18 protein-coding genes and 5 pseudogenes are annotated in these 26,265 nt (G+C 70.1%); 12 read left to right on the top strand and 11 right to left on the bottom strand.

Features of this window, described 5'->3' with window-relative positions; genetic code table 11:
- Positions 1-28: 28 nt before the first annotated feature.
- The 9 genes and pseudogenes from ftsW to HK415_RS14090 all read left to right on the top strand — a co-directional run bounded on the left by ftsW (position 29) and on the right by HK415_RS14090 (position 9,349).
- Positions 29-1,206 (top strand): annotated as a pseudogene (gene ftsW, locus HK415_RS14130) (putative lipid II flippase FtsW).
- A pseudogene (murG, locus tag HK415_RS14125) lies at positions 1,203-2,269 on the top strand (undecaprenyldiphospho-muramoylpentapeptide beta-N-acetylglucosaminyltransferase). Before ftsW ends, murG begins: the two co-directional pseudogenes overlap by 4 nt.
- Positions 2,266-3,678, top strand: a complete 1,413-nt coding sequence (murC, locus tag HK415_RS14120) for a UDP-N-acetylmuramate--L-alanine ligase (RefSeq protein ID WP_171560284.1) — start codon at positions 2,266-2,268, stop codon at positions 3,676-3,678. Before murG ends, murC begins: the two are co-directional and overlap by 4 nt.
- The gene (locus tag HK415_RS14115; protein ID WP_171560281.1) at positions 3,675-4,643 is read left to right on the top strand and encodes a D-alanine--D-alanine ligase; all 969 of its coding nucleotides are present in this window, start codon (positions 3,675-3,677) and stop codon (positions 4,641-4,643) included. The genes murC and HK415_RS14115 overlap by 4 nt, the downstream gene beginning before the upstream one ends.
- Positions 4,640-5,428 carry a cell division protein FtsQ/DivIB gene (locus tag HK415_RS14110; protein ID WP_171560279.1) on the top strand — a complete coding sequence of 263 codons (789 nt, stop codon included), beginning with the start codon at positions 4,640-4,642 and terminating at the stop codon, positions 5,426-5,428. Before HK415_RS14115 ends, HK415_RS14110 begins: the two co-directional genes overlap by 4 nt.
- A 13-nt stretch (positions 5,429-5,441) precedes the next feature.
- Positions 5,442-6,436: pseudogene (gene ftsA / locus HK415_RS25200) on the top strand (cell division protein FtsA); the annotation flags it as partial.
- A 383-nt stretch (positions 6,437-6,819) separates the two neighbouring features.
- Entirely contained in the window at positions 6,820-8,073 is a 1,254-nt protein-coding gene (gene ftsZ / locus HK415_RS14100; RefSeq protein WP_171560276.1) for a cell division protein FtsZ, read from the top strand.
- Positions 8,074-8,241: 168 nt separating this feature from the next.
- A complete protein-coding gene (lpxC, locus tag HK415_RS14095) occupies positions 8,242-9,165 on the top strand; it encodes a UDP-3-O-acyl-N-acetylglucosamine deacetylase (protein ID WP_171560275.1) in 924 nt (307 codons plus the stop codon).
- A gap of 4 nt (positions 9,166-9,169) precedes the next feature.
- A complete protein-coding gene (locus HK415_RS14090) occupies positions 9,170-9,349 on the top strand; it encodes a hypothetical protein (protein WP_171560272.1) in 180 nt (59 codons plus the stop codon).
- A 28-nt stretch (positions 9,350-9,377) separates the two neighbouring features.
- Here the strand turns inward: HK415_RS14090 and ruvC are convergent, their stop codons facing one another.
- The 8 genes and pseudogenes from ruvC to HK415_RS14050 form a co-directional block, all read right to left on the bottom strand.
- Positions 9,378-9,926, bottom strand: a complete 549-nt coding sequence (gene ruvC, locus HK415_RS14085; protein ID WP_171560269.1) for a crossover junction endodeoxyribonuclease RuvC — start codon at positions 9,924-9,926, stop codon at positions 9,378-9,380.
- A 17-nt stretch (positions 9,927-9,943) separates the two neighbouring features.
- A complete protein-coding gene (locus HK415_RS14080; RefSeq protein ID WP_171560267.1) occupies positions 9,944-10,936 on the bottom strand; it encodes a phosphatidate cytidylyltransferase in 993 nt (330 codons plus the stop codon).
- Complete coding sequence (locus tag HK415_RS14075) at positions 10,933-11,565, bottom strand: lysophospholipid acyltransferase family protein (RefSeq protein ID WP_253261883.1); 633 nt, start codon at positions 11,563-11,565, stop codon at positions 10,933-10,935. The genes HK415_RS14080 and HK415_RS14075 overlap by 4 nt, the downstream gene beginning before the upstream one ends.
- A pseudogene (mtgA, locus tag HK415_RS14070) lies at positions 11,562-12,292 on the bottom strand (monofunctional biosynthetic peptidoglycan transglycosylase). Before mtgA ends, HK415_RS14075 begins: the two are co-directional and overlap by 4 nt.
- A pseudogene (gene aroE, locus HK415_RS14065) lies at positions 12,289-13,102 on the bottom strand (shikimate dehydrogenase). The pseudogenes mtgA and aroE overlap by 4 nt, the downstream one beginning before the upstream one ends.
- A 25-nt stretch (positions 13,103-13,127) precedes the next feature.
- The gene (locus HK415_RS14060) at positions 13,128-13,976 is read right to left on the bottom strand and encodes an energy transducer TonB (protein ID WP_171563431.1); all 849 of its coding nucleotides are present in this window, start codon (positions 13,974-13,976) and stop codon (positions 13,128-13,130) included.
- Between the two features lie 12 nt (positions 13,977-13,988).
- A complete protein-coding gene (locus HK415_RS14055; protein WP_171560264.1) occupies positions 13,989-16,052 on the bottom strand; it encodes a ribonuclease catalytic domain-containing protein in 2,064 nt (687 codons plus the stop codon).
- Positions 16,053-16,103: 51 nt separating this feature from the next.
- The gene (locus tag HK415_RS14050; protein WP_171560260.1) at positions 16,104-16,688 is read right to left on the bottom strand and encodes a YqiA/YcfP family alpha/beta fold hydrolase; all 585 of its coding nucleotides are present in this window, start codon (positions 16,686-16,688) and stop codon (positions 16,104-16,106) included.
- An 80-nt stretch (positions 16,689-16,768) separates the two neighbouring features.
- On the opposite strand from HK415_RS14050, the gene HK415_RS14045 reads away from it, so the two are divergent.
- The gene (locus HK415_RS14045) at positions 16,769-18,538 is read left to right on the top strand and encodes an ATP-binding response regulator (RefSeq protein WP_171560256.1); all 1,770 of its coding nucleotides are present in this window, start codon (positions 16,769-16,771) and stop codon (positions 18,536-18,538) included.
- A gap of 3 nt (positions 18,539-18,541) precedes the next feature.
- On the opposite strand, the gene HK415_RS14040 is transcribed toward HK415_RS14045, so the two are convergent.
- Positions 18,542-19,261, bottom strand: coding sequence for a response regulator transcription factor (locus tag HK415_RS14040; RefSeq protein ID WP_256373056.1), 720 nt, complete (start codon positions 19,259-19,261; stop codon positions 18,542-18,544).
- A gap of 29 nt (positions 19,262-19,290) precedes the next feature.
- Here HK415_RS14040 and rodA point away from each other — a divergent pair, with 29 nt between their 5' ends.
- Positions 19,291-20,445, top strand: a complete 1,155-nt coding sequence (rodA, locus tag HK415_RS14035; protein ID WP_171560252.1) for a rod shape-determining protein RodA — start codon at positions 19,291-19,293, stop codon at positions 20,443-20,445.
- 115 nt (positions 20,446-20,560) lie between these two features.
- Positions 20,561-21,181, top strand: coding sequence for a response regulator (locus HK415_RS14030; protein ID WP_171560250.1), 621 nt, complete (start codon positions 20,561-20,563; stop codon positions 21,179-21,181).
- Between the two features lie 9 nt (positions 21,182-21,190).
- Here the strand turns inward: HK415_RS14030 and HK415_RS14025 are convergent, their stop codons facing one another.
- Complete coding sequence (locus HK415_RS14025; RefSeq protein WP_171560248.1) at positions 21,191-22,768, bottom strand: alkaline phosphatase D family protein; 1,578 nt, start codon at positions 22,766-22,768, stop codon at positions 21,191-21,193.
- Complete coding sequence (locus tag HK415_RS14020) at positions 22,701-26,252, bottom strand: GMC oxidoreductase (protein WP_253262239.1); 3,552 nt, start codon at positions 26,250-26,252, stop codon at positions 22,701-22,703. Before HK415_RS14020 ends, HK415_RS14025 begins: the two co-directional genes overlap by 68 nt.
- Positions 26,253-26,265: the final 13 nt, after the last annotated feature.

The raw sequence follows: 26,265 nt of genomic DNA, 5'->3' as shown, positions 1-26,265 counted from the left end.
CTTCGGCAGCGGACCGGACTCTGCCTGGATGCCGGCGCCCGGCCGGCATGACATGTCCCGTCATCCCGCCGGCCAGGCTTCCTTCGACCCCGCCTTGCTCTGGGTCACCGTCGCCCTGCTGGCCTGGGGCCTGGTGATGGTGTACTCGGCCTCCATCGCGCTGCCGGACAACCCGAAGTTCGGACGCTACGCGCACACCTTCTTCCTCAGCCGCCACGCGCTGTACCTCGGCCTGTCCTTCGTGGTGGGCCTGCTGGCCTTCCAGGTGAAGGTGGAGACCTGGGAGCGCATCGCGCCCTGGCTGTTCGTGGCCTCGCTGCTGCTGCTGGTGCTGGTGCTGATTCCGCACATCGGCAAGGGCGTCAACGGCGCGCGCCGCTGGATCACGCTGGGCCCCGCGTCCTTCCAGCCTTCCGAGCTCGCGAAGTTCGCCGTGCTGCTCTATGCCGCCAACTACATGGTGCGCAAGATGGAGGTGAAGGAGCGCTTCTTCCGCGCCGTGCTGCCGATGGCCGCCGCGGTCGCCATCGTCGGCGTGCTGCTGCTGGCCGAGCCCGACATGGGCGCCTTCATGGTGATCGCCGTGATCGCGATGGGCATCTTGTTCCTGGGCGGCGTGAACGCGCGCATGTTCTTCCTGATCGCGGCGGTGATCACCGTCGCCTTCATGCTGATGATCGCGCTGTCGGACTGGCGGCGCGAGCGCATCTTCGCCTACCTCGATCCCTGGAGCGAGAAGCACGCCTTGGGCAAGGGCTACCAGCTGTCGCACTCGCTGATCGCCATCGGCCGCGGCGAGATCTTCGGCGTCGGCCTCGGCGGCAGCGTCGAGAAGTTGCACTGGCTGCCGGAGGCGCACACCGACTTCCTGCTGGCCGTGATCGGCGAGGAGTTCGGCCTGGTCGGCGTGGTGGCCCTGATCGGCCTGTTCCTGTGGATGACGCGCCGGATCATGCACATCGGCCGGCAGGCGATCGCGCTGGACCGCGTGTTCGCCGGCCTGGTGGCGCAGGGCGTCGGCATCTGGATCGGCTTCCAGGCCTTCATCAACATGGGCGTGAACCTGGGCGCGCTGCCGACCAAGGGCTGACGCTGCCGCTGATGTCGTACGGCGGCTCCGCCGTGCTGATGAACGTGGTGGCGATCGCGGTGGTGCTGCGCATCGACCATGAAAACCGCACGCTGATGCGCGGAGGCCGCACATGAGCGAACGCACGGCACTCGTGATGGCGGGCGGCACCGGCGGCCATATCTTCCCCGGCCTGGCCGTGGCCGAGGCGCTGCGCGCGCGCGGCTGGCGTGTCCACTGGCTGGGCGCGCCCGACAGCATGGAAAGCCAGCTGGTGCCGCCGCGCGGCTTCCCGCTGGAGACCATCGCCTTCGGTGGCGTGCGCGGCAAGGGCATCCGCACGCTGGTGCTGCTGCCGCTGAAGCTGCTGCGCGCCTTCTGGCAAAGCATCCAGGTGGTGTGCGGCGCGTGCAGCCGAACGTGGTGGTCGGCCTGGGCGGCTACATCACCTTCCCCGCCGGCATGATGAGCGTGCTGCTGGGAAAGCCGCTGGTGCTGCACGAGCAGAACTCGGTGGCCGGCATGGCCAACAAGGTGCTGGCCGGCGTCGCCGACCGCGTGTACAGCGCCTTCCCGCAGGTGATCGCCAAGGGCGAGTGGGTGGGCAATCCGCTGCGCGAGGCCTTCCTGCGCCAGCCGCCGCCGGAAGCGCGCTTCGCCGGCCGCCACGGGCCGCTGAAGCTGCTGGTGGTGGGCGGCAGCCTGGGCGCCAGGGCGCTGAACGAGATCGTCCCGAAAGCGCTGGCGCGCATCGCGCCGGAAGAACGGCCGCGTGTGCTGCACCAGAGCGGCGCGAAGCAGATCGACGAACTGCGCGCGAACTACGCGGCGGCGGGCGTCGAAGCGGAACTCACGCCCTTCATCGACGACACGGCGAGCGCCTATGCCGAAGCCGACCTGGTGATCTGCCGTGCCGGTGCCAGCACCGTGACGGAGCTCGCCGCCGTCGGCGCGCCCGCGTTGTTCGTGCCCTTCCCGCATGCGGTGGACGACCACCAGACCACCAACGCGAAATTCCTGGTCGATGCCGGCGGCGGCTGGCTCGTCCCGCAAAGCGAACTCACGCCCGAATCGCTGTCCACCTTCCTGCAGGAGCTGGATCGCGCCGAACTGCTGCGGTGCGCCGCGGCGGCCAAGAAACTCGAAAAGACCCAGGCGACCGAGCAGGTGGTCGCCGCCTGCGAGGCCCTCGCACGATGAAACACGCCATCAAACACATCCACTTCGTAGGCATCGGCGGTGCCGGCATGTCCGGCATCGCCGAAGTGCTGCGCAACCTCGGCTACCTGATCTCCGGCTCCGACATCGCCGACAGCCCCACGCTGCGGCGCCTGTCGGAGCTGGGCATCCAGACCTTCGTCGGCCACGGCGCGTCCAACGTGATCGGCGCCGACGCCGTCGTCACGTCGACGGCGGTGCAGCAGGACAACCCGGAGGTGGTCGCGGCGCGCAAGCGCAAGATCCCGATCGTGCCGCGCGCCGTGATGCTCGCGGAGCTGATGCGCCTGAAATCGGGCATCGCGATCGCCGGCACGCACGGCAAGACCACGACCACCAGCCTGGTGGCCAGCGTGCTGGCCGAAGGCGGCCTGGACCCCACCTTCGTGATCGGCGGCAAGTTGAACAGCGCCGGCGCCAACGCGAAGCTCGGCTCGGGCGACTACATCGTGGTGGAGGCCGACGAGTCCGATGCGTCCTTCCTGAACCTGTTCCCGGTGATGGCGGTGGTGACCAACATCGACGCCGACCACATGGACACCTACGGCCACGACTTCAACAACCTGAAGAAGGCCTTCGTCACCTTCCTGCAGCGCATGCCCTTCTACGGCACGGCGATCCTGTGCATCGACGACGAAGCGGTGCGCTCCATCATCCCCGAGGTGCAGTGCCCGGTGACCACCTACGGACTGCGCGAGGACGCGCAGGTGCGCGCCGTGGACGTGAAGGCGGTCGGCCCGCAGATGCACTTCACCGTGCAGCGGCGCAATGGCGTCACGCTGCCCGACATGCACGTGAAGCTGAACCTGGTGGGCATGCACAACGTGCTCAATGCGCTGTCGGCGATCGCGATCGGCGTCGAGCTGAACATCCCGGACGACGCGGTGATGAAGGCGCTGTCGGAGTTCCGCGGCGTCGGCCGTCGCTTCCAGAGCTACGGCGAGGTGCCGGTGCCGGCGGCCCAGGGCGGCGGCAAGTTCACCATCATCGAGGACTACGGCCACCACCCGGTGGAGATGCGCGCCACGCTGGCCGCCGCGCGCGGCGCCTTCCCCGGGCAGCGCATCGTGCTGGCCTTCCAGCCGCACCGCTACACGCGCACCCGCGACTGCTTCGAGGACTTCGTGCAGGTGCTGGGTACGGCCGATACCGTGCTGCTGGCCGAGGTGTACTCGGCCGGCGAGGAACCGATCGTGGCCGCCGACGGCCGCTCGCTGGCGCGGGCCGTGCGCGTGTCCGGCAAGGTGGAGCCGCAGTTCGTCGCCGACATCGCGGACCTGCCGCAAGCCATCCTGGACACCGCCCGCGACGGCGACGTGGTGATGTGCATGGGCGCCGGCTCCATCGGCGCCGTGCCGGCGAAGGTGGTCGAGATGGGAGGCCGCGCATGAACGCCAGGGACTTCGGCAAGGTCGCCGTCCTCATGGGCGGCAAGTCGGCGGAGCGCGACATCTCGCTGATGTCGGGCGGCGGAGTGCTCAAGGCGCTGCAGTCGCGCGGCGTGGACGCGCATGCCTTCGACCCGGCGGAGCGCGACCTGGTGGAACTCAAGCGCGAAGGCTTCCAGCGCTGCTTCATCGCGCTGCACGGCCGCTTCGGCGAGGACGGCACGGTGCAGGGCGCGCTGGAGCTGCTCGGCATCCCGTACACCGGCTCGGGCGTGATGGCTTCGGCGATCTCCATCGACAAGGTGATGACCAAGCGCGTATGGCTGGCCGAAGGGGTGCCGACGCCGCGCTACACGCTGCTGCGCCGCGGCGCCTACGGTGACCAGGACGTCGGGCGCCTGCACGCGGACCTGGGCCTGCCGCTGATCGTCAAGCCGGCGCGCGAGGGTTCCTCGATCGGCGTGGCCAAGGTGCTGGATCCCAAGGACATGCGCGCGGCGGTGGATGCCGCCGCGGCGCTCGATGCCGACGTGCTGTGCGAACAGTTCATCGCCGGCGACGAGGTGACCTGCCCGATCCTGGGCAGCGGCGAGGGCGCGCGCGCGCTGCCGGTGATCCGCATCGTGGCGCCGGAAGGCAACTACGACTACCAGAACAAGTACTTCACCGACGACACCCAGTACCTGGTGCCCTGCGGCCTGCCCAAGGGCGAGGAAGAGGCGATCCAGCAACTGGTGGTGAAGGCCTACCGCGTGCTCGGCTGCCGCGGCTGGGGCCGCATCGACGTGATGATCGACGGCAGCACGCGCAAGCCCTACCTGCTGGAGATCAACACCTCGCCCGGCATGACCGGCCATTCGCTGGTGCCGATGTCGGCGCGCGCGGCGGGCATCAGCTACGAGGACCTGTGCCTCCAGCTGCTGGCGGACGCCGCGCTCGACCACGAACAGGGAGCTGCCAAGGCATGAGGAAGAAGGCGCCGTCGGTCCCGGTGGACGTCAGGCTGATGCACATCACCGCCACGGTGCTGTTCGTCGCCTGCGGCCTGCTGCTGGCGGCGGCGCTGGGCTGGTGGGCGCTGCGCCATCCGGTGTTCGCCATCGGCGGCATCGTGGTGCACGGGGACGTGTCGCACAACAGCGCGGCGACGCTGCGCGCGAACGTGGCGCCGCGGCTGGCCGGCAACTTCTTCACGGTGGACCTGCAGAAGGCCCGCGAGGCCTTCGAGGCCGTGCCCTGGGTGCGGCAGGCGATCGTCAAGCGCCAGTTCCCCAACCGGCTGCGGGTGGAACTGCAGGAGCACGAGCCGCAGGCCTTCTGGGGCGGCGACTCGGAGTCGCGCCTGGTCAACACCTTCGGCGAAGTGTTCGAGGCCAACCCGGGCGACGTGGAGCAGGACGACATGCCGCGCCTGGTGGGCCCCGACGGGTCGGCGGCGCAGGTGCTGGCGATGTACCGCGGCCTCAAGCCCCTGCTGGAGCGGCTCGAGCTGGGCATCGAGCAGGTGGTGCTGAGCGGTCGCGGCGGCTGGTCGCTGCACCTGGACAGCGGTGCGACGGTGGAACTGGGACGGGGAACGACGGAGGAAGTGCTGGCGCGCAGCCAGCGCTTCGCGCAGACGCTCACGCAGGTGACGGCGAAGTACGGCCGCAGGCCCGAGGCCCTGGTGACCGCGGACCTGCGGCACACGGATGGCTACGCGGTGAAGTTGAGGGGAGTGACCACGCAGGACGCGGTCACCAAGAGGAACTGAGGAACGAACGAGGATGGCCAAGGACTACAAGGATCTCGTCGTCGGACTCGACATCGGCACGGCCAAGGTGATGGCGGTGGTGGCCGAGGTCATGCCGGGCGGCGAACTCAAGCTCGCGGGGCTGGGCGTCGCCCCGTCCAACGGCTTGAAGCGCGGCGTCGTCGTGAACATCGACGCCACCGTCCAGAGCATCCAGCAGGCGCTCAAGGAAGCCGAGCTGATGGCGGACTGCAAGATCACCCGCGTCTACACGGGGATCACGGGCAGCCACATCCGCGGCATCAACTCCAGCGGCATGGTGGCGGTGAAGGACCGCGAGGTGACGCCGGCCGACGTGGCGCGCGTGGTCGAGACGGCGCGCGCGATCAACATCTCCACCGACCAGCGCCTGCTGCTGGTGGAGCCGCAGGAATTCGTGATCGACGGCCAGGACGTGAAGGAGCCGATCGGCATGAGCGGCATCCGGCTGGAAGCCAAGGTGCACATCGTCACCGGCGCCCAGAGCGCGGCCGAGAACATCATCAAGTGCGTGCGCCGCTGCGGCCTGAGGTGGAGCAACTGCTGCTCAACCCGCTGGCCTCCAGCAGCGCCGTGCTGTCGGAAGACGAGAAGGAACTCGGGGTGGCGCTGGTGGACATCGGCGCCGGCACCACCGACGTGGCGATCTTCACCGGTGGGGCGATCCGCCACACCGCCGTGATCCCGATCGCCGGAGACCTGATCACCAGCGACATCGCGATGGCGCTGCGCACGCCGACCAAGGACGCCGAGGACATCAAGGTGGAATCGGGCTTCGCCAAGCAGCTGCTGGCCGACCCCGAGACCCAGGTCGAAGTGCCGGGGCTGGGCGACCGCGGGCCCCGCATGCTCTCGCGCCAGGCCCTGGCCGGCGTGATCGAGCCGCGCGTCGAGGAGATCTTCTCGCTGGTGCAGCAGGTGGTGCGCGAGTCGGGCTACGAGGAAGTGCTGTCCTCCGGCATCGTCATCACCGGCGGCAGCGCGGTCATGCCGGGAATGGTCGAACTGGGCGAGGACATCTTCCTTCCTGAAACCGGTGCGGCGCGGCCTGCCCCGCTACGTCGGCGCGCTGTCGGACATGGTGGCGCAGCCCGCGCCGCGACGGTCATGGGGCTGCTGGAGGAGGCGCGGCTGGCGCGCGTGCGCGGCATCAAGGTCGCGCAGCAGCACGGCTCGGTCAAGACCGCTTTCGGGCGCATCAAGGATTTCATCGTGGGGAACTTCTGACATGAGTCCCTACCGCTTGTGGCTGGCGCGCGGGAGTCCACCCCGCAGAAAGGAGCGAAGTCGGTGCACCGATCCACCGTTCCTGCGTTGATGACGCAATACCAACAAACCAGTCAGTGGCAACTGCAACGAATCAGGAGTACGCAATGAGCATCGAAATGATCGAAGTCGAGGAGTTCCACCAGGGCACGCAGATCAAGGTGATCGGCGTGGGCGGTGGCGGGGGCAATGCCGTGGCGCACATGATCGAGCGCAACGTGCAGGGCGTGGAGTTCATCTGCGCCAACACCGATGCCCAGGCGCTCGCGCGCAGCTCGGCGCACAAGCACATCCAGCTGGGCGGCAGCGGGCTGGGCGCCGGCAGCAAGCCGGAAAAGGGCCGCGAGTGCGCGGAACTGGCGGTGGAGAGCATCCGAGAGGCGATCTCGGGCGCGCACATGCTGTTCATCACGGCCGGCATGGGCGGCGGCACGGGCACCGGCGCCGCGCCGGTGATCGCGCGCGTGGCCAAGGAGATGGGCATCCTCACGGTCGGCGTGGTGACCAAGCCCTTCGACTGGGAAGGCGGCCGCCGCATGACCAACGCCGACAACGGCCTGTCCGAGCTGGAAGCCAACGTCGACTCGCTGATCGTGGTGCTGAACGAGAAGCTGCTGGAAGTGCTGGGCGACGACGTCACCCAGGACGAGGCCTTCGCGCACGCCAACGACGTGCTGAAGAACGCCGTGGGCGGCATCGCCGAGATCATCAACGTCCCCGGCCACGTCAACGTGGACTTCGAGGACGTGCGCACGGTGATGGGCGAGCCGGGCAAGGCGATGATGGGCACGGCGATCGCCGCCGGCCCGGACCGCGCCCGCATCGCCGCCGAACAGGCGGTGGCCTGCCCGCTGCTGGAAGGCATCGACCTCTCGGGCGCCAAGGGCGTGCTGGTGCTGATCACCGCGGCCAAGGGCAGCCTGAAGCTGTCGGAGTCCAAGCTGGCGATGAACACCATCCGCGCCTACGCCTCGCCGGACGCGCACGTGATCTACGGCACCGCCTACGACGACGAGCTGGGCGACCAGGTCCGCGTCACGGTGGTGGCCACCGGCCTGTCGCGCCAGGGCCAGCAGCGCCGCACGGCGCCGCCCCTGCAGGTGCTGCGCACCGGCACCGACAACGTGCCCTTCAACGTGCCGACCATCCACAACGCGGTGGCCGGCCCGGGCGCAATCGTCACCCGCGAGATGCAGTCGGCCGGCGTCACGCCGCCCCAGCAGCCGGACTACGGCGGCCTGGCGGTGCCCAGCGTCTGGCGCACCAACCGCACGCAGGCGGCGGCCAAGGTGGACGCCCTCTCCAGCGGCGGGATGGACGACTTCGAGATCCCGGCCTTCCTGCGCAAGCAGGCGGATTGAGTGACGAAGTCGCCTGCACGCAACGGGCCCCCAGGGGCCCGTTTCCCTTTGCGGTCGCTTCATCAGCGCTTTACGGCGCGGGCGGAGGCTGAGGCAATGGGCTGGCTCTATCGGGGACATGCGGAAAGCCAAAGGGGCGGAAACGCGGGCGCCTCTAGAATCGCGTCCATGCTCCGGCAACGCACCCTCAAGACCCTGACCAAGGCCGTCGGCGTGGGCCTGCACAGCGGCCAGCGGGTCGAGATGACGCTGCGGCCGGCGCAGCCCGACACCGGCATCGTGTTCCGGCGCGTGGACCTGCCCCAGCCGGTGGACATCCCCGTGTCCGCCCAGGCCGTGACGGACACGCGCATGGCCTCGACCATCTCCAATGGCGGCGCCAAGGTGCACACCGTGGAACACCTCATGTCCGCCTGCGCCGGCCTCGGCGTGGACAACATGTACGTGGACATCACGGCCGAAGAGGTTCCCATCCTCGATGGCTCGTCCGCGTCCTTCGTGTTCCTGCTGCAGAGCGCGGGCATCGAACAGCAGAACGCGCCGCGCCGCTTCATCCGCGTGCTGCGGCCCGTGGAGATCCGCGAAGGCGAGGGCGAGAACCTGAAGTGGGCGCGGCTGGACCCGTACCACGGCTACAAGCTGGGCTTCGAGATCGACTTCGACCACCGGGTGGTGAACTCCACCGGCCAGCGCTACGAGTTCGACCTGAGCTCGGGCCATTACTCGCGCGACATCGCCCGCGCCCGCACCTTCGGCTTCACCAAGGACGTCGAGATGATGCGCTCGCGCGGCCTGGCCCTGGGCGGCGGCATGGACAACGCGATCGTGGTGGACGACTACCGCGTGCTGAACGCGGAGGGCCTGCGCTATGACGACGAGTTCGTGAAGCACAAGATCCTGGACGCCATGGGCGATCTGTACCTGGTCGGCAAGCCCCTGCTGGCCGCCTACAGCGCCTTCCGTTCCGGCCACGCGCTCAACAACCAGTTGATCCGCGCACTGCTGGCCGACCAGGACGCCTACGAGGTCGTGAGCTTCGGCGACGAACGCGACGCTCCCGCCGGCTTCGCGCAGGTCGCCCGCGCCTGGTAGGCGCATGGCCGTCGTCCGGACGCTCGTCCTCCTGCTGCTGGTGGCATCCGCAGTGCTGTTCGCGCTCTATGCGGGCACAGGCAATGCCAGGTACAAGCGGCTCGGCATCGTGATCTTCAAGTGGACGGTGCTGGCGGCGCTGGGATTCTTCCTCGCGCTGACCCTCGACCGATTCTTCTCGTAGGCTGGGGTTCGCTGCGCTCACCGCCAGCCTACAAGACCCGGCCCGTCTTGTACGCTCCGGTATTGCGTCGAACGAGATTCCCAGCCGCCTGCAGCCGCGCCGTCGCCACCGCCGCATGCGCATGCGTGATGGCCAACCCCAACGCATCCGCCGCGTCCTTCCCCGGCAGCCCCGGCAGCTGCAGCAGCCGCTTCACCATCTGCTGCACCTCCGCCTTGGCCGCCCGCCCGGTGCCTGCGATCGCCTGTTTCATCTGCATGGGCGTGTATTCCGCCACCGACAGGTTGCAGGCGACCAGCGCCGTCACGCAGGCGCCGCGCGCCTGCCCGAGCAGCAGCGTGGACTGCGGGTTGACGTTCACGAACACGATCTCGATGGCTGCCGCGTCCGGCTGGTAGCGCGTGCGCAGCTCGCCGATGCCGTCGTACAGCACCTTCAGCCGCGCCGGCAGGTCGCCGCGGGCCAGGTGCGTGGTGGTGATGGTGCCGCTGGCGACGTATTGCAGCGCGTGTCCTTCGAAGTCGACCACGCCGAAACCCGTGGTCTGCAGGCCGGGATCGATGCCAAGGATGCGCATGGTTGCGATCTTAAGGCTCAGGCGCCGAAGTACCAGCGCACCGAGTGAAAGAAGATCGGCGCGGCGAAGCAAAGCGCGTCCATGCGATCGAGCAGGCCGTTGGCGCCGGTAACGGACTTCCCACGCGGCCCCCAGGCCGTCACGCCGCGATCGCGTTTCAGCGCCTTCATCACCAGGTGCCCCAGCGAGCCGGCCACGCAGGCGATGAAGGCCGTCACCAGCGCCTGCAGCGGCTTGAAGGGCGTGATGAAGGAGAGCAGGGCGCCCAGGGTGCTGCCGGCGATGATGCCCCAGCTCCAGCTTTCCCAGTGGAAGCTGCTGCTGATGCCGGGCAGGCTGGGCGGCCGGCGCAGCCGGCGCATGACCAGGTGCTGCACCAGCATGCAGGTCTGCACCACGATCACCAGGAAGAACACCAGGAAGGCCTGCTTGCCCTCGTAGTTGCGGCGCGGGAACTGCAGCAGCAGCAGGGCGGGCACGTGGCTCATGCCGTACACGCAGACCATGATGCCCCACTGCAGCTTGGCGTTGCGCTCCAGGAAGCGCTGCGGATCGCCCGACAGCGCGCTGGCCACCGGGATCGCCAGGAACACGTACACCGGCACGAACACGGTGAACAGGTCGAAGTGGCGCGTGCCGACCAGCCAGAACTGGACCGGCAGCACGACGAAGAAGGCCAGCACCAGGCTGCGGTGGTCGCCGCGGCGGGTGGGCGACAGCGTGATGAATTCGCGCAGCGCGAAGAAGGCGATGACCGCGAACAGCAGCGTGGCCAGGGTCTCGCCGCTCGCCCAGGCCACCCAGAACACGATCACCATCACCCAGGAAGTCGCGAGCAGTTCGCGGAAGTTGTGCAACTCGGTCTGCCAGGTCTCGTCGTGCGCCGTGCGCCGCTCGCGCAGCGTGAGCAGGAAGACGGCCATGCTGGTGAGCACCAGCACGCCGAACACCGCGATGAACAGCGTGCCGACCTGCTGCGTGGGGGTGAGGCTGCGCAGGTAGTCGTTCATACGTCGCGCAGCGCCACCACCGCGGCCCGCGCCCGGTCCAGGAAGGCGCGCCGCTCCTCGCCGGGCTCGACGCGCACGGGCGCGCCGAAGGTCACCGAGCACAGGATGGGCACCGGCACCACTTCCCCCTTGGGCATCACGCGCTGGATGTTGTCGATCCATGCGGGCACCAGCACCACGTGCGGGAACTTCAGCGCCAGCGTGTACAGCCCCGACTTGAAGGGCTGCGGCTCCTCGCCGTCGCCGCGCGTGCCTTCCGGGAACAGGATGATGGAGTCGCCGCTGGCCAGCGCCTGCTCCAGTGGCAGCAGCGGGTCGCTGTCGCCCTTGCGCTCGCGGTCCACGTACACCGCGTTGAAGACGGCGGTGGTGATCCACTCACGCACCGGGGTCTTCGTCCAGTAGTCCCTGGCGGCCACCGGCCGCGTGATGCTGCGCAGCTCGTGCGGCAGCGCGGCCCAGATCATCACCAGGTCGGCGTGGCTCTGGTGGTTGGCGAAGTAGATGCGCTGTTCGGCCTGCGGCGGGCAGCCGTACCAGCGCGCCTGGGCGCCGGTCAGCACGCGCACGAGTTTCAGCAGGAACCATCCCAGGGCGCTGGCGGCCCACGGGGACAGGGCAGCCTTCAAGGCAGCTCGGCGTCGCGCATGCGCGCGACGATGGTGGAGGTGCGGCCGGCCAGGTAGCTGGAGCCGGGCATCTTCTCGAAGCGCTTGGGCTGCGGCAGCATCACCGCCAGCCGCGCGCCTTCGTAGGCGCCCAGGCGGCTGGCCGGCTTGCGGAAATAGTGCTGCGCGGCGGCCTCGGCGCCGAACACGCCTTCGCCCCATTCCACGTTGTTCAGGTAGATCTCCAGGATGCGCTGCTTGCTCAGCGTGTGCTCCAGCACCATCGTGAGGACGAACTCCTGGCCCTTGCGCGCCAGGCTGCGCTCGCCGGACAGCAGCAGGTTCTTCGCCAGTTGCTGGCTGATGGTGGAGCCGCCCACGATCTTCGGCGGCCTGGCGCGCGAGGGCACCAGCTGCGCGCGCCTGGCCGCCTGCGCTCCGCCTTCGCATTGCGTTCCCACGCCTTCTCCAGCGCGTCCCAGTCCACGCCGTCGTGGTTGACGAAGCTGCCGTCCTCGGAAGCGATCACCGCGCGCTTGAGGTTGTCCGAGATCTGCGCGTAGGGCACCCAGCGCTGGCGCCAGGGCAGCCGGTGCTTCTCGCTGGCGATGCGGAAGGCTTCCGAGCGCTGGAAGGTGGTCGATTCCGGATCCAGCACCACCATCGCGGCGATGCGGCCCACGAAGAACAGCTGCAGCGCGACGAAGGCCAGCAGCACCAGCGCGACCCAGCGCAGGATGGCCTTCATCGCTCCAGCTCCAGCCGCAGTTCCGCCAGCACCTGTCCCGAGGGCGGCCGCACGCCGCGCCAGATCAGGAAGGCTTCGGCCGCCTGCTCCACCAGCATGCCCAGGCCGTCGCGGCCCACGGCGCCGTGCTCTCGCGCCCACTGCAGGAAGCCCTGCGCGGCGGGTCCGTACATCATGTCGTACGCCAGTGCGCCCGGCTTCAGCACGCGTGCGTCCACCGGCACGCCGCCGCCGCTCAGGCTGCTGGCCGTTCCGTTGATGACCACGTCGAAGCGTCCCGGCACGTCATCGAGCGCGCAGGCCTGCAATTGCACGCCTTCGGCCGAGGCCAGCGTCGCATGCCGGTCGACCAGCGATTGCGCCTTGGCCAGCGTCCGGTTGGCCAGCACGATGCGCGCCGGGCGGGCATCGATCAGCGGGCCCAGCACGCCCGCTGCGGCGCCACCGGCGCCCAGCAGCAGCACCTCGCGGCCCGCCAGCTGCACGCCCGCGTTGTGCTCCAGGTCCTTCACCAGGCCGATGCCGTCGGTGTTGTCGCCGGCGATGCGGCCCTGGCGGAAGCTCAGGATGTTGCAGGCATCGGCCAGCGCCGCGCGCGCGCGCTCGCTCGCTCACCAGCGAGGCGGCCTGGAACTTGAAGGGCACGGTGATGTTGCAGCCCTTGCCGCCCTCGGCGATGAAGGCGCGCACGGCCGCGGGGAATTCGTCCAGCCCGATCAGGCGCTTGCCGTATTCCACCGGCTCGCCGGTGAGCGCGGCGAAGCGCGCGTGGATCCACGGCGACTTGCTGTGTTCCACGGGATGGCCCATGACGCAGTAACGGTCCACGGCGGCGTCAGCGGTTGGTGAGCTTGGTCTCGAGCGTGTCGTCGCGCGTGAACTTGAAGCGCGACACGACCACGATCTGGTCGGCCCGGCGGCGCATGCCCTCGTTGAAGCGGCCGAAGGGCCCGGCCGCGCGCGCGATGGTGGCGGCGCGGCGATCGAGCACGCGGTTGCCGGAGGTCTCCACCACTTCGGTCTCCAGCACGCGGCCGTCGTGGTTGACGGTGACGATCATGGTCAGCTCGCCATAGAGCTTGCGCCCGGCCAGCTCGGGGAAGTTGTGCGTGCCGCGGTCCTCGATCTTGCGCCGCAGCTTGTCGTAGTAGACCGCGTACACCTCCTCGCGCGTGGAGGGGCTGATGTAGCGCTTCTTGGGCCGCGCGTTTTCCTCGTTGATGCGCCTCTCGATCTCGGCGAGCAGCTTCACCAGGTGGCGGCGCTTCTCCTCGCGCGCGGCGGCTTCCGGGTTGGTCTTGACCTCCTTGGGGTCGGCCGGCGGCATGGAGGCCAGCGTCCTCTTGATCTGGGCGAGCATCAGCATCTGCTGCTGCTGCATCTCGTCGATCTTCTTCAGTTCGTCCTCGGCGGCGTCGCCGACGCTGGTGAGCGCCGAGGGCGGCAGGGGCGAGGTGGCGCGGCCCTTTTCGGCCTCGCCGCCGCCGGCCAGCGAGGCCTGGGCGATGGCCTGCGCGCGGTCCACCTTCTCGTTGCTGCGGGCGTTGACCAGCACCACTTCCAGCGGCGTGTCCTGGAACACGCGGTTGAAGCCCTCGGGATCGACGATCCGCACGAACAGCACGGCTGCGTGGGCAAGGAGCGACACGCCCAGCGCGATCTGCAGGGTGCTCAGGGACTTCAGGTTCACTTCGGGCTAATTATCGGCGGCAGCGGCTGCCGCGGCGGCTTCGTCCCCGGAAGTGTCCGTGACATCCACCGCGATCGCAATCGGACCTGCGACCGTTTCCTCTTCGGTGTCGTCCTCCGCCGACACTGCGGCCTCGGGCGCCGAGTCCAGCCGCTGGACGACCGTGCCGCTCACGTCCAGCGTGATCAGGTCGATCTCGCCCAGCTTCACGCGCACCCGCGCGCCGCGCGGCAGGTCGCCGGTGCCCAGCACCGGCAGCACCAGCGGCAGGGTGTCGGCCCGCGCCAGGCCTTCCTTGAAGACCGTGGCTTCCAGCTCGCGGATCTCCTGCTGCTGCAGGTACTTCAGGGTCCAGAAGCGCTCCATCGCCGCCTGGTGCGCGTTGTAGGCGCCGTAGGCCGCGTCGAAGGCGGAAATGACGGAGAACAGCTCCGCGTCCTTCGGCTTGAAGGGGGCGGCGAGCGCCGCGGTACGGCCGTGGCGGGCCGCCGCGATGATCTGCCACTGGTTCACCAGGTCGGTGTAACGGCGCAGCGGCGAGGTGCTCCAGGCATAGGCCTTGACGCCGATGCCGGCGTGGGGCTGGGCCTTGGTTCCCATGCGCACCTTCACGCCCGGCGCCAGGCTGGCCTGGCTGCGGTACACGCCGGGCACGCCGATGTCGGCCAGCCACAGGCCCCAGGTGCTGTTGGCGAGGATCATGGCCTCGGCCACGATCAGGTCCAGCGGGGCGCCGCGCTTGCGCACGGAGATCTCCACGGCCTCCTCGCCCACCGGGCCGCCTTCCGGTGCGGCAGGCACGCGGAAGTTGTAGTCGGGCCGGTTGAAGTTCTCCGGCTTGCCGCGCACCACCTCGCGCTGCGCCTTGAGCTGCCTGGCCAGGCGGAACAGGAAGCACAGTTCCGCGTGGAAGCGCGTCGCCGGCGTGGGCACCGCGTCTTCCGGCGCGCTGGGACTTTCCAGGAAGGACTCGGTCAGGGAGTCATCGAGCTGGTCGTGCCGCAGGTTCACCGCGATCGGCACGCGCTCCAGCTTCGTCTCGCTCGCCTGGATCTCCAGGGAGGCCTCGTCGAACTGCACGTACAGCGACACCGCGGGGCAGTCGCGCCCTTCCATCAGCGTGTAGGCCTGCACCACGTCGTCCGGAAGCATGGTGATCTTGTGGCCCGGCATGTAGACCGTGGAAAGCCGCTGGCGCGCGATCTGGTCCAGCGGGGCGCCGGCCTGGATGGCGAGGCCGGGCGCCGCGATGTGGATGCCGACCGTGACCGTGCCGCTGCCCAGCCCCTGCACCGACAGCGCGTCGTCGATTTCCGTGGTGCTGGAATCGTCCACCGAGAAGGCCTGCACGGGGGCCAGCGGCAGGTCGTCCTTGATCGCGGGCGCTGCCACCGGCGGGAAGCCGGTCCCCTTGGGGAAGTACTCCAGGAGGAAACGCTTCCAGTGGAACTGGTAGGGCGAGGTGATCGCGCCGGCCTTCTGCAGCAGCGTGAGCGGCGCGGTCTGCGTGCTGCGCGAAGCCTCCACCACCGCCTTGTATTCGGGCGCGTTCTTGTCCGGCTTGAACAGGATGCGGTAAAGCTGCTCGCGGATCGCCGGCGGGCAGCTGCCCGAGGCGAGTTCGGCCGCCCAGGCGCCGATCTGCGCCTGCAGCTGCTTCTTCTTCTCGATGCCGGCCAGCGCCTGCTGCAGGATCTCCGGCGGCGCCTTCCGGAACCGGCCCTTGCCGGCGCGGCGGAAGTAGTGCGGCGCCTCGAACAGGCGCAGCAGCGCGCCGGCCTGTTGCGGCAGGGTGGCCTGGGCGCTGAAGTACTCGCGCGCCAGGTCACCGAAGGCGAATTCCTCCTCCGGCGCGAACTCCCAGGCCAGGTCCAGCTCGATGCCGGAAGCCACCTCCTGCGCCTCGCGCAGCAGTTCCTGGGGCTGGGGTTTCTCGAACTTCAGCAGGACGTTGGCGGTCTTGACCTTGACCCGCTTGCCGCTTTCCAGCTCCACCTGCGCCGAGGCGTCGGTTTCGGACAGCACCCGGCCGGCGAGGAACTTCCCGGCATCTTCAAACAGCACGAACATGGGGCGGATTGTCCCATGCCCCATCCCCGGCCCGGCCTGCGCCGGCCGCGCCTACGCCAGCCCCAGGAAAGCGAGCACTTCCTCGATGTGCCGGTCGAAGTCCGACAGCGCGTGGTCGCCGCCCTCCAGCAGCTTCATGCGGATGCCCGGGTAGCGGCCGGTCATCTCGCGCCAGTCCAGGACTTCGTCGCCCTTGGCGATGACCGCGAAGTAGCGGTCGGGGTGCCGCACCGGGCCCTTTTCCAGCGCGCGCAGTTCGTCCACGTAGCCGGGCGCGAAGTAGAAGTGCTCCGAGGGATCGTGCCAGGAGGTCTGCTCGCCCACGTAGCGCCCGAGGTCGCGCGCCGGGTCCACGGCCGGATTGAGCAGCACGGCGCGGCAGCCGGTCTTCTCCGCCACCCAGGTCGCGTAGAAGCCGCCCAGCGAGGAGCCGGCGACGGCCATGCGCTCGCGCGGCCAGGAGGCGATGGCCTGCTGCACCATCTCCATGGCCGCCTTCGGGGAGGGCGGCAGCTGCGGGCAGTACCAGGTGACTTCGGGGTGGCGCAGCCGCACCTGCGCTTCCACCATCTGCGCCTTGAAGGAGCGCGGCGAGGAGCGGAAGCCGTGCAAATACAACAGGTGGGAGGTGTCCATCCGTCGGATGGTAGAGGCCCTGCGTGCGGCTTTGGCCAAACATGCGTCCTTAAGCCAAACTCCTAGGAGCGGAGAAGCTGTTGGCGGACCAGGAACAATCAGCGGCGACCGGCTCCGACGTGTCCACGGAACTGGTCAAGCGCAGCGTGGCCATGATCCTCGCCCAGACCCGGGCCGGGGCGGCCACTGCCTTGCTCATGGGAGCGACGCTGGGCGTGATCTTCGTGCCGGCGGTGGGCTGGGCAGCCTTCCTCGCCTGGTACCTGGTGGTCGCGCTCGGCATGGTGGTGCGCCAGCCCTATTTCCACCGCCTGGTGCAGAAGCACGGCGCCACCGAGCACACGCTGCACCGCATCGCCGTGGTCGCGGCGCTCACCAGCTGGATCACGACGCTGTCGGTCCCGCTGTTCTCGCGCGCCCTGTCGGTGGCGGACCTCGGCGTGCTGACCATCATCACCGTCGGCTGGGTCTGCCTGGCCGTGGCGGTGCTGGCGGTGCAGCCGCGCGTGTACGCGCTGTACCTGGCGGCCTGCCTGTCCACGGTGTACCTCGGGTGGGTGGGCCACACCGGCCTGCGCGAGCTGCTGCTGATCGCGGCGGCGATGCTGCTGGGCGCGCCGATGCTGATCCGCCTGGCGCGCATCGTGCAGGCCCAGTTGCGCGACGCGGTGGAGGCGGCGCAGCAGAACGCGGTGCTGGTGCAGCAGCTGCGGGAGAGCCTGCAGAAGCAGCAGGAGACGCAGCGGGCGCGCTCGCGTTTCCTGGGGGCGGCCAGCCACGACATGCGGCAGCCGGTGCAGGCGCTGATGTTCCTCACCGACATCTTCCGCCGGTCCAGCGATCCCGGCCGGCGCGACGCGATGGCGCAGCAGATCGTGCGCACCGGCGAATCCATCGACGGCATGTTCCGCCACCTGGTGGACTTCGCGCAGATCGACGCCGGCACCATGAAGGCGGTGGTGCAGCCGGTGGACCTGGACCGGCTGCTCGCCGCCGCGGTGTCGGGCTTCGCCGAGAAGTGCGCGGCGCGCGGCCTGCGCTTCCGCATGGACGTGCAGGAGTCCTGCACCGTGTCCGCCGACCCCGTGCTGCTGGAGCGCATGCTGCGCAACTTCCTGGACAACGCCTTCAAGTACTCGCTGCGCGGCGAGATCGTGCTGCGGGTGAAGCGCGAGGGCGACGCCGTCGGCGTGAGCGTGAGCGACCAGGGCGTGGGCATGGAACGCGAGGACCTGGAGCAGGCCTGCAACGCCTTCTTCCGCGGCCGCTCGGCCACCCTGGCGGAGGCCGAGGGCATCGGCCTGGGGCTGGCCATCTCGCGCCACATGTCCGACCTGATGCAGGCGGGCCTGCGCCTGGAGTCGGAACCGGGCCAGGGCACGAAGGTGACGCTGCGGCTGCCGCTCGCCGCCGAAGGACTGGCGGCCGAGCCGCCGCGCCGGCAGCGCCACTGCGAGGCGCTGCTGCACGGCCGGCTGGTCGCGGTTCTCGAGAACGACCGCCTCACGCGGGACGCGCTTTCCGCCTGGCTGGTGGAAGCGGGCGCGCGCGTGGCGCAGGCCGCTTCGCTGGCGCAGCTGCAGGACGTGCTGCGCCATGCGGACCGCCCGCCGGACCTGATGCTGGCCGACTTCCGGCTGGCCGAGGGGACGGGCGTGGAGGCGGTGGACGCGGTGCGGGCGGAATACGGCTGGGTTCCGGCGTGGATCATCTCGGGCGAGCCGGACATCCTGGAACGCGGGCTGAACCTGCCGGTGCTGCAGAAGCCGGTGACACCGGACCGCCTGCTGGACGCGGTGCGCGCGGCCTTCCCGGGCAACGACGTGACGCAGTCCGGCGACCTGGCCTGAGCCTCAGAACACGGAGTCGGGCGAGGAAGCCTGCAGGTCGCGGATGCTCACGCCGGCGCGGGCCAGCGCGTAGACCGCCTCGGTGCGGTTGGACACCACCAGCGCATCGAGGATGTGCGCCACGTGCGACTTCACCGTGGTGTCGGACAAGCCGAGGTCGCGCGCGATCACCTTGTTGGGCTTGCCCTGGACGATGCCCAGCAGCACCTGGCGCTGGCGCTCGGTGAGGTGGGCGCCCAGGCGGCTCCACGCGTCCTGCTGGGCCCGGGTGGCCGGCATGCCCACGCTCAGGCTGGTGGGCGGCAGGTAGACGCCGCCGGAGAGCACCAGCGACAGCGCGGCATGGAACTGGTCGCTGGGCGCCGACTTGGGCACGAAGCCGTAGGCGCCCAGGTCGATGCATTCGCGCACGATGGCGGGATCCTCGTTGCCGGACAGCACCAGCACCGGCACTTCCGGCCGGCGGCCGCGCATGGCACGCAGCGAGTCCAGCCCGTGGTAGCCCGGCATCTGCAGGTCCAGGATCGTCAGGTCGACGGCCAGGCCGTCGTCCATGCGCTGGAAGGCGGTTTCCAGAACCGAGCACTCGATGACATGGACGTCCATGCCCGTGTTCTGCAGGGTGTACACGACGCCGCTGCGGTACAGGGGTGGTCGTCGACGACGAGGATGTTCATGGGTTGCGCGGCATGTTAGCAGCCGGGTCTCCCCGGCTACGGCCATTCGGATGAGGGGCGGGAGATAATCCCCGGATGGCCGCAGTCTTCGATAAGCCGTCCCTCCGCCACCGTTTTTCCCCCATGCTCCAGGGATTCGACGGGCCGCTGGCCTTCGCCGTCTTCCTGCTGGCGTGCGCCGGGCTGTTGACCATGTACAGCTCCGGCTTCGACCACGGCAGCCGCTTCCTCGACCACGGCCGCAACATGCTGCTGGCCGGGGGCATCATGTTCGTCATCGCCCAGATCCCGCCGCAGCGGCTGATGAGCTTCGCGGTGCCGCTGTACATCGTGGGCGTGGCGCTGCTGGTGGCGGTGGCCGTGTTCGGCATCACCAAGAAGGGCGCTCGGCGCTGGGTCAACGTGGGCGTGGTGATCCAGCCGAGCGAGATCCTCAAGATCGCCATGCCGCTGATGCTGGCCTGGTGGTTCCAGAAGCGCGAAGGGCAGTTGCGGCCGCTGGACTTCATCGTCGCCGTGGTGCTGCTGGCGGTGCCCGTCGGCCTGATCATGAAGCAGCCGGACCTGGGCACCTCCCTGCTGGTGCTGATGGCCGGGCTGTCGGTGATCTTCTTCGCCGGCCTGTCCTGGAAGCTGATCATCCCGCCCTTCCTGGTGGGCGTGGTGGCGATCGCGCTGCTGGTGATCTTCGGCGACACGCTGTGCGCCGACGGGGTGCGCTGGTTCATCCTGCACGACTACCAGCAGCAGCGGATCTGCACGCTGCTGGATCCCACGCGCGACCCGCTGGGCAAGGGCTTCCACATCATCCAGGGCATGATCGCCATCGGCTCCGGCGGCCTGTTCGGCAAGGGCTTCATGCAGGGCACCCAGACCCACCTGGAGTTCATCCCCGAACGCACCACCGACTTCATCTTCGCGGCCTACTCCGAGGAGTTCGGCCTGCTGGGCACCCTGTTCCTGATCGCCGCCTTCCTGTTCCTGGTGCTGCGCGGGCTGGCGATCGCGCTGGAGGCGCCGACGCTGTTCTCGCGCCTGCTGGCCGGCGCGGTGACCATGATCTTCTTCACCTATGCCTTCGTGAACATGGGCATGGTCAGCGGCATCCTGCCGGTGGTGGGCGTGCCGCTGCCCTTCATCAGCTATGGCGGCACGGCCATGGTGACGCTGGGGATGGGGCTGGGAATCCTGATGTCGATTTCCAAGTCCAAGCGCCTCGTGCAGAGCTAGGATCGGTCTCCCGATGGGGAGACGCGCCCGGCGGCGCGGCCGGGCAAGATCGCGCGGTCGTTTGGTCGGATCGGGTCCTCCCGCTATCCTGCAGTACGGGCAATAGGAGGCCTTCATGCGAGTTCTGGTATGCGATGACCACTCCCTCTTCCGGGAAGGGCTGCGCCTCCTCCTGGAAAAGCTGGACTCCAGCATGGAAGTCACCCTGACCGCCTCGGCCGAAGAGGCCCTGGCCGCCACCCGCGGCGCCAATTTCGACCTGATCCTGATGGACTGGCACATGGACGGCCTGGCCGGCGCCCGCGCGCTGGAGGCGCTGCGCGAATCGGCGCCGCTCACGCGCGTGGTGGTGCTCTCCGGCGACCGCAACGCGGAGCTGGTGCGCAGCGCGGTGGACCTGGGCGCCGCCGGCTTCATCCCCAAGGACTCGCCGCCGGCGCAGCTGATGCTGGCGGTCAAGACCATCGCCGACGGCGGCGTCTACCTGCCCACCGGCGGCATGGCGCCGATCCACACGCGCGACGTGCGCGATGCCTTCCCCTCGCTGACCGAACGGCAGGCCGACGTGCTGCGCGCCGCGCTGCGCGGCAGCTCCAACAAGCTGATCGCCCGCGAACTCGGGATCAGCGACGGCACCGTCAAGACGCACCTGCGCGCCATCTACCAGGAACTGGGCACCCGCAACCGCACCGAGGCCGTGTACATGGCCGCGGAGCAGGGCGTGCGCATCTCCTAGCGCGTCCTCCTAGGCCCGCAGGAAGTCGGCCTCGATCTTCCAGCCCGCCCCGTTGCGGCGCGCCTGCAGGATCCCGCAGCCGTGGACCCCCTCGCCGAGGGTGTGGCCGCTGACGCTGACGTCGTAGGTGCTCGCCTGGCCGCCCGCTTCGCGCGTGAAGCTGAAGCCGTCCTCCAGCAGCAGGTTCCAGCGCGTCTCGTTGGCGAAGGGGTAGGGCGCGTAGAGCGCCGGCGCGTGGTGCGACTGGAACTCCGCTTCCTGGCCGCTGGCGCGGTTGCGCACGCGAATGCGCGCGCTGCATCCCAGGTGCAGGTCACCGGAAAGGAAGACCAGGTTGCGCAGCCCGTGGTCGCAGATGAAAGCCAGCAGGCGCTGGAACGAGGCCGGGTAGCCCTGCCAGTTGTCCAGCCGCAGCGGCGTGTCCTGGAAGATGCGCGTGCGCGGCAGCAGCATCGCCGCGGAGCTGACGATCTTCAGGTCCTGCGGGGGCGCCTCCGCCAGCCAGGCCTCCAGGCTCTCCGTCTGCTTGCGCCCGAGGATGGTGGCTTCGGCCAGCGTTTCCTCGCTGCGATACTCGCGCGCCGTGCGCGTGTCGGCCATGAACAGGCGCCAGCCCTCCTGCGGCTCCCAGGGCTCGGGCTGCGTGGTCCACAGGTGATCCGGCGGCGTTTCCTCGCCGCGCTGGTAGCGCCAGTAGGCGGCCAGGCCGCGCTTGTACTGCTCGCCGGTGGCTCCGGGGAACCAGGGCTCCCAGTCGTCGGCGATCTCGTGGTCGTCCAGCGTCATGCAGGTCACGCGCTTCAGGTCCTGCGGCACGCACGCCCACGGGCCGTCGCAGCAGGTGAGCTGCTCGTACGGCAGGCGGTAGCGGTCGTCCAGCCGCGCGGGATCGAGCAGCCCGTAGGTGGCATCCGTGTACACCTGGTCGCCCAGCAGCAGCAGGCGCGTCGGCAGCCCCGTGCCGCCGGGAAAGCGGCGCGCGATCGCCTCGAAGGAACGCAGTGCGGGCAGCCGGTCCAGCATGCCCGAGGGGTACTGGCAGCTCGCGAAGGCGAAGGTGAAGACCTCGCCCTGGCCCGCGGGCAGGACGGCGCGGCTCGCCGCGGCCTGGGCCTGCGGCCTGGGCGCGGGCGGGCTGAGGAACTGCCGCTCGAGGTCGTCGCCCAGCTGCCGCCGCAGTTCCTGCAGCGCGGCGTCCAGGTCCGCGCCGGCCACCTTGTCGTCCGCCGCCGCCTTGTGCGCGCCCTTGCGCTGCGCCGCCGCGCGCGCGGGCGCGAAGGCGGAGGCGAAGGAGCCGGGACGTTCGTCGGGGTGGTCGTAGCGCAGCAGGCAGACCAGGCGCTCCGCCTCGGATTGCGCGGGCATGGGCAGCTCGCGCAGGTGGTCGACCGTCACGCGGTGCAGGGTGAACTCGGCGTCGTCGCCGCCGGCGACCTGCCAGGCGCCTTCGCCGTCGCGCTGGAGCGGCGCGAGCAGGCCCCAGGCATCGCCCAGGGTGCGGTCGGCGCAGGCGTACCAGCTACCCTGCTTGTGCACCAGTCCGTTCGACGGGGTCTGCCACAGCCAGCTGCGGCTCGGGTTCGTCATGGCGCTGCTCCAGGAATTCCGAGATGTGGATGAAGACGTCGCGTTCGGCATGGCGGCCGATCAGGCAGTCCTGGTGGCCGTAGCCGGCCACGCGCCGCACCTGCAGCGGCACGCCGGCGCGCTGCATCTGCCGCTCGAAGACGTCGAGCGTGGCGACGTCGGCCAGGCCGTTGTCCACGCCGTGGATGCTGAGCGTGCCTTGCCGCGGCCAGCGCTCGGCCAGGGTCGCGCCCTGGGTGTCGATCGCGCGGCCGGCGGCGTCGGTGATGGTGTTGGTGCGCGCGAAGTGGATCGCCTGCGCCACCGTGTCCAGGTTGAGCGGGCCGAACAGGTCGTGGATCGCGCGCAGCGTCTTGCCGGTGACGTTGCCCAGGCTGAAGTCGCGCGCGTACAGGGCGTCCATGCGGTGGCGGAAGGCCGCCCAGGGCGCGCGCTTCCACGGCGGCAGGAAGGGGTTCTCGCGGCGGAACTCGCTGTTCGGGTAAGGCATGGTGGCCAGCACGCGGTCCATCAGCCCGCCGCCCACGCCCTTCGTCTGGGCAGGAACGTTGAACTGGTAGTCCTCCGGCAGGATCACCTGCCGCAGCGCGCGCATGAAATACGCGCGCAGCACGTTGGCGTCGCTGTACACCAGCGCGGGCGCTTTCTGCGAGAGCACGACGCGGCCGATGCTGCCGCGCAGCGCCTGCAGCTCCCCGGGATAGCGCTTCGCCCGCGGGCCCTCGCCGCCGGGGTCGACCAGGTCGAACTTCCACAGGTCGGTGTGGTGCGTGAGCAGCGCGGTGCTGAGCATGACCGCGCCTATGCAGTGGGCGAACACGTCCACCGTGGGCGCCCGCGTGATGGCCCGGATGCGCGCGATCGCCACCGGGATGTCGGCCAGCGCGGCGTCCTCGAAGTGCCAGGGCAGGCGCGCCGAGGGCATGCCGGCGCTGGTGCGCAGGTCCAGCACCCAGACGTCGTGCCCGCGCTCGTACAGGTGCAGCGCGAGCGGCTTGGGCAGCGCATCGTGGGTGTAGGTGGTGCCGCTGGCGCTGTAGCCGTGGATCAGCGCGACCGGCCGTCCCTCGGGGCGCGCATAGCGCGTCAGGCGCAGGCGCACGGCGACGCCCTGCCGCGGCGGCTCGAGTTCGATCTCCTCGATCTGCGGCGCCGGCAGCCGCGTCGGCAGGGACGAAGGCAGCAAGGCGGGGCGCACGGCGGGCGCCGGGTCGGGGGAGCGGAAGGACCACAGGTGGATGCTGGCCAGCATGCGCATCCAGCAGGCCGCCCACGAAGCCAGTTCCGCCAGCGCGACGATCTGGTTCTCCTGCCGCGTGATGCGCACCAGCGGAAAGCCCTGGCGCGCGAGGAAGCGGCCGTCCAGCGTCAGCGTGCCGGCGCCGAGCCGGGCCGGCCATTGCGTGAGCCTCATCTCGGTCAGCTGGCGCCAGGGGTTGCTGTACAGCCCATAGGTGAGCCGCTTGGCGCCCTTGAGCGTGTCGCCGGTCTTCAGCAGCGCGGGGCCGTCCGCGGACGGCTTGACGATGTCGCCCACCTGCACGGTGTAGTCGAAGCAGCGCGCCTCCGCGGCGCGCGCCGCCGCGGCCAGGAACTGCGAGGGCTTGAGCGTCTGCTGCACGGTGCGCACGACGTAGGCGTCCCAGATCTCGCGCGTGCCGCGGTTGACGAACCAGCACCACGCGGCCTTCCACTTGCGCCAGCCGAGCGTGCCCGGCTCCTGCCGCAGCAGGTCGAGGTCCCCCTGCACGCGCGCCACCACCAGCGCCTGGTCGTCGCGGCGCGGTTCCGACCAGGTGATGAGCCGGCGGCGGGTTTCCTCGTCGCCGGCGAACACGCGCATGAAGGAGCGCTTGCTGTCCACCTGCAGCTTGGGCCGCTCGCCCGACATCATGGCGGCGACGGTGGCCGGCGCGTAGCGCAGGGTCAGCTCCACCAGGTACTTGCCCGAGCGGCCGATCAGCCGCTCGGCGAGTTCCACCTCGGTTTCGCGCGGCTTGGGCGGCGTGCACTGCTCGGGCGGGCGGAACACCGGACGGCGCGGCAGCGCGCGCAGCGGCGCGGCCGCCGGCGCCAGGCCCCAATCGGTGGCCAGCAGGCCGGCCGCGCGCTGGGCGACGGCGGCGATGGTGAGCGCCGGATTGGCCCCCAGCGACGCCGGCACGACGGACCCGTCCAGCACCACCAGGCCCTCGTGCACACGCGCGCCGCCGCCGCCTTCGCCCGCGTCCGCATCGAAGACGCGGCCGCGATCGTCCACCACGCCGTCCTCCACCGACTCGCCCATGGGACAGCCCCCGAGCGGATGCACCGTCAGCACCGGGCCGCGCTCGCCCTGCACCAGGAATTCCATGTCGCGCGGCAGCAGGCGCCACAGCGGATTGGGCAGCACGCTGGCCTGCGCACCCTGGGCGCGGTCGGCCAGAGCCTTCGCCGCCGCGAACCCGTGTTCCAGCTGGTGCGCGTGGCGCACCTCCGGCCAGCGGACCTCCAGCCTGCCCTCGGCCTGCCGGCGGTCGTCGCGCCGCCGCGGCTCGTCGAGCACCAGCCGGCCGCAGCTCTCGTCATGGCCGATCACGCCCAGCAGCAGCGTGCGTTCCATGGCCGCGGCATCGACGCCGAAGGAATCGCAGCCGTCGGGCCCGGTCCGTGAGCCCTTCGGCGGCCGGCCCAGGTCGTCGAGCAGGCGGGCGGTGGTCACCGTTTCCTCGAACAGCCGCTTCAGGGGCGCGGGCACCGCGAATTCCTGCAGCAGCACGCCCTTGAGGTCGGCCACCGCGGTGATCGTCGGCCCCACCTGCCGCTCGCGCAGCGGCTCGCATTCGCGCGTGGTCGCGTGCACGCGGTCCGGACCGTCGTGCACGGCCACCAGGTTGTCGCCGTTGCAGGAGAACTGCTCGCCGAGCTTGCGGGAGAACAGCAGGGAGGAGGAGCGCGAGCGCAGCAGGATCTCCGTGCTGCCCAGCGTGCCCGCGGCCAGGATCACGCGCTGCGCCAGGATGTCCAGTGGCTTGTGCCGCCGGCGCAGCGACTCGTCGGTGTAGACCGTGCTCACGCTCCAGCGCGCGTCCTTCACCCCGCTGCGCCGCAGCCGCAGCACGCTGCCGCCGGTGTAGATCTCCGCGCCCTTGCGCCAGGCTTCGCGCAGCAGCGTGGTGTCCAGCGATTTCTTGGCGCCGACGTTGCAGCCGGTCATGCAGTCGCCGCACAGGGTGCAGGGCGGCACGTCGGGATCGGCTGGGTCCTCCGCCACCTGCACGGTGATCGCGGCCGCGCGGAATTCCACGGCGCCGGGATCGCCCGCCCGCGCCAGCTTTTGCAGGGCCTGCGTCTTGGGCAGGCCGCCGGCCGGCACGCGCGGGTGCGCGTGCAGTTGCGTGCTGGCGCCCAGCCGCGCCTTCACCTGTTCCAGGAAGGCGTCGGACAGGTCCGCGCGCAGCGCCTGGGGCAGGCGCGCGCAATCGGGCAGGCGCGGCTTTTCCATCACGCCGGCGTTG

The sequence above is a fragment of the Ramlibacter montanisoli genome (assembly GCF_013087525.1).
Lineage (GTDB): Bacteria > Pseudomonadota > Gammaproteobacteria > Burkholderiales > Burkholderiaceae_C > Ramlibacter > Ramlibacter montanisoli.
This window is presented reverse-complemented; position numbering and strand designations above follow the sequence as displayed.

Coding starts and splice junctions, on each gene's coding strand:
- HK415_RS14050 (WP_171560260.1), bottom strand. CDS start 16,688: ATGGACACCTCCCACCTGTTGTATTTGCACGGCTTCCGCTCCTCGCCG.
- ruvC (WP_171560269.1), bottom strand. CDS start 9,926: ATGCGCATCCTTGGCATCGATCCCGGCCTGCAGACCACGGGTTTCGGC.
- HK415_RS14020 (WP_253262239.1), bottom strand. CDS start 26,252: ATGGAAAAGCCGCGCCTGCCCGATTGCGCGCGCCTGCCCCAGGCGCTG.
- HK415_RS14030 (WP_171560250.1), top strand. CDS start 20,561: ATGCGAGTTCTGGTATGCGATGACCACTCCCTCTTCCGGGAAGGGCTG.
- HK415_RS14080 (WP_171560267.1), bottom strand. CDS start 10,936: ATGAACGACTACCTGCGCAGCCTCACCCCCACGCAGCAGGTCGGCACG.
- HK415_RS14115 (WP_171560281.1), top strand. CDS start 3,675: ATGAACGCCAGGGACTTCGGCAAGGTCGCCGTCCTCATGGGCGGCAAG.
- HK415_RS14025 (WP_171560248.1), bottom strand. CDS start 22,768: ATGACGAACCCGAGCCGCAGCTGGCTGTGGCAGACCCCGTCGAACGGA.
- HK415_RS14090 (WP_171560272.1), top strand. CDS start 9,170: ATGGCCGTCGTCCGGACGCTCGTCCTCCTGCTGCTGGTGGCATCCGCA.
- HK415_RS14110 (WP_171560279.1), top strand. CDS start 4,640: ATGAGGAAGAAGGCGCCGTCGGTCCCGGTGGACGTCAGGCTGATGCAC.
- murC (WP_171560284.1), top strand. CDS start 2,266: ATGAAACACGCCATCAAACACATCCACTTCGTAGGCATCGGCGGTGCC.
- ftsZ (WP_171560276.1), top strand. CDS start 6,820: ATGAGCATCGAAATGATCGAAGTCGAGGAGTTCCACCAGGGCACGCAG.
- lpxC (WP_171560275.1), top strand. CDS start 8,242: ATGCTCCGGCAACGCACCCTCAAGACCCTGACCAAGGCCGTCGGCGTG.
- HK415_RS14040 (WP_256373056.1), bottom strand. CDS start 19,261: ATGGCCGTAGCCGGGGAGACCCGGCTGCTAACATGCCGCGCAACCCAT.
- HK415_RS14055 (WP_171560264.1), bottom strand. CDS start 16,052: ATGTTCGTGCTGTTTGAAGATGCCGGGAAGTTCCTCGCCGGCCGGGTG.
- rodA (WP_171560252.1), top strand. CDS start 19,291: ATGGCCGCAGTCTTCGATAAGCCGTCCCTCCGCCACCGTTTTTCCCCC.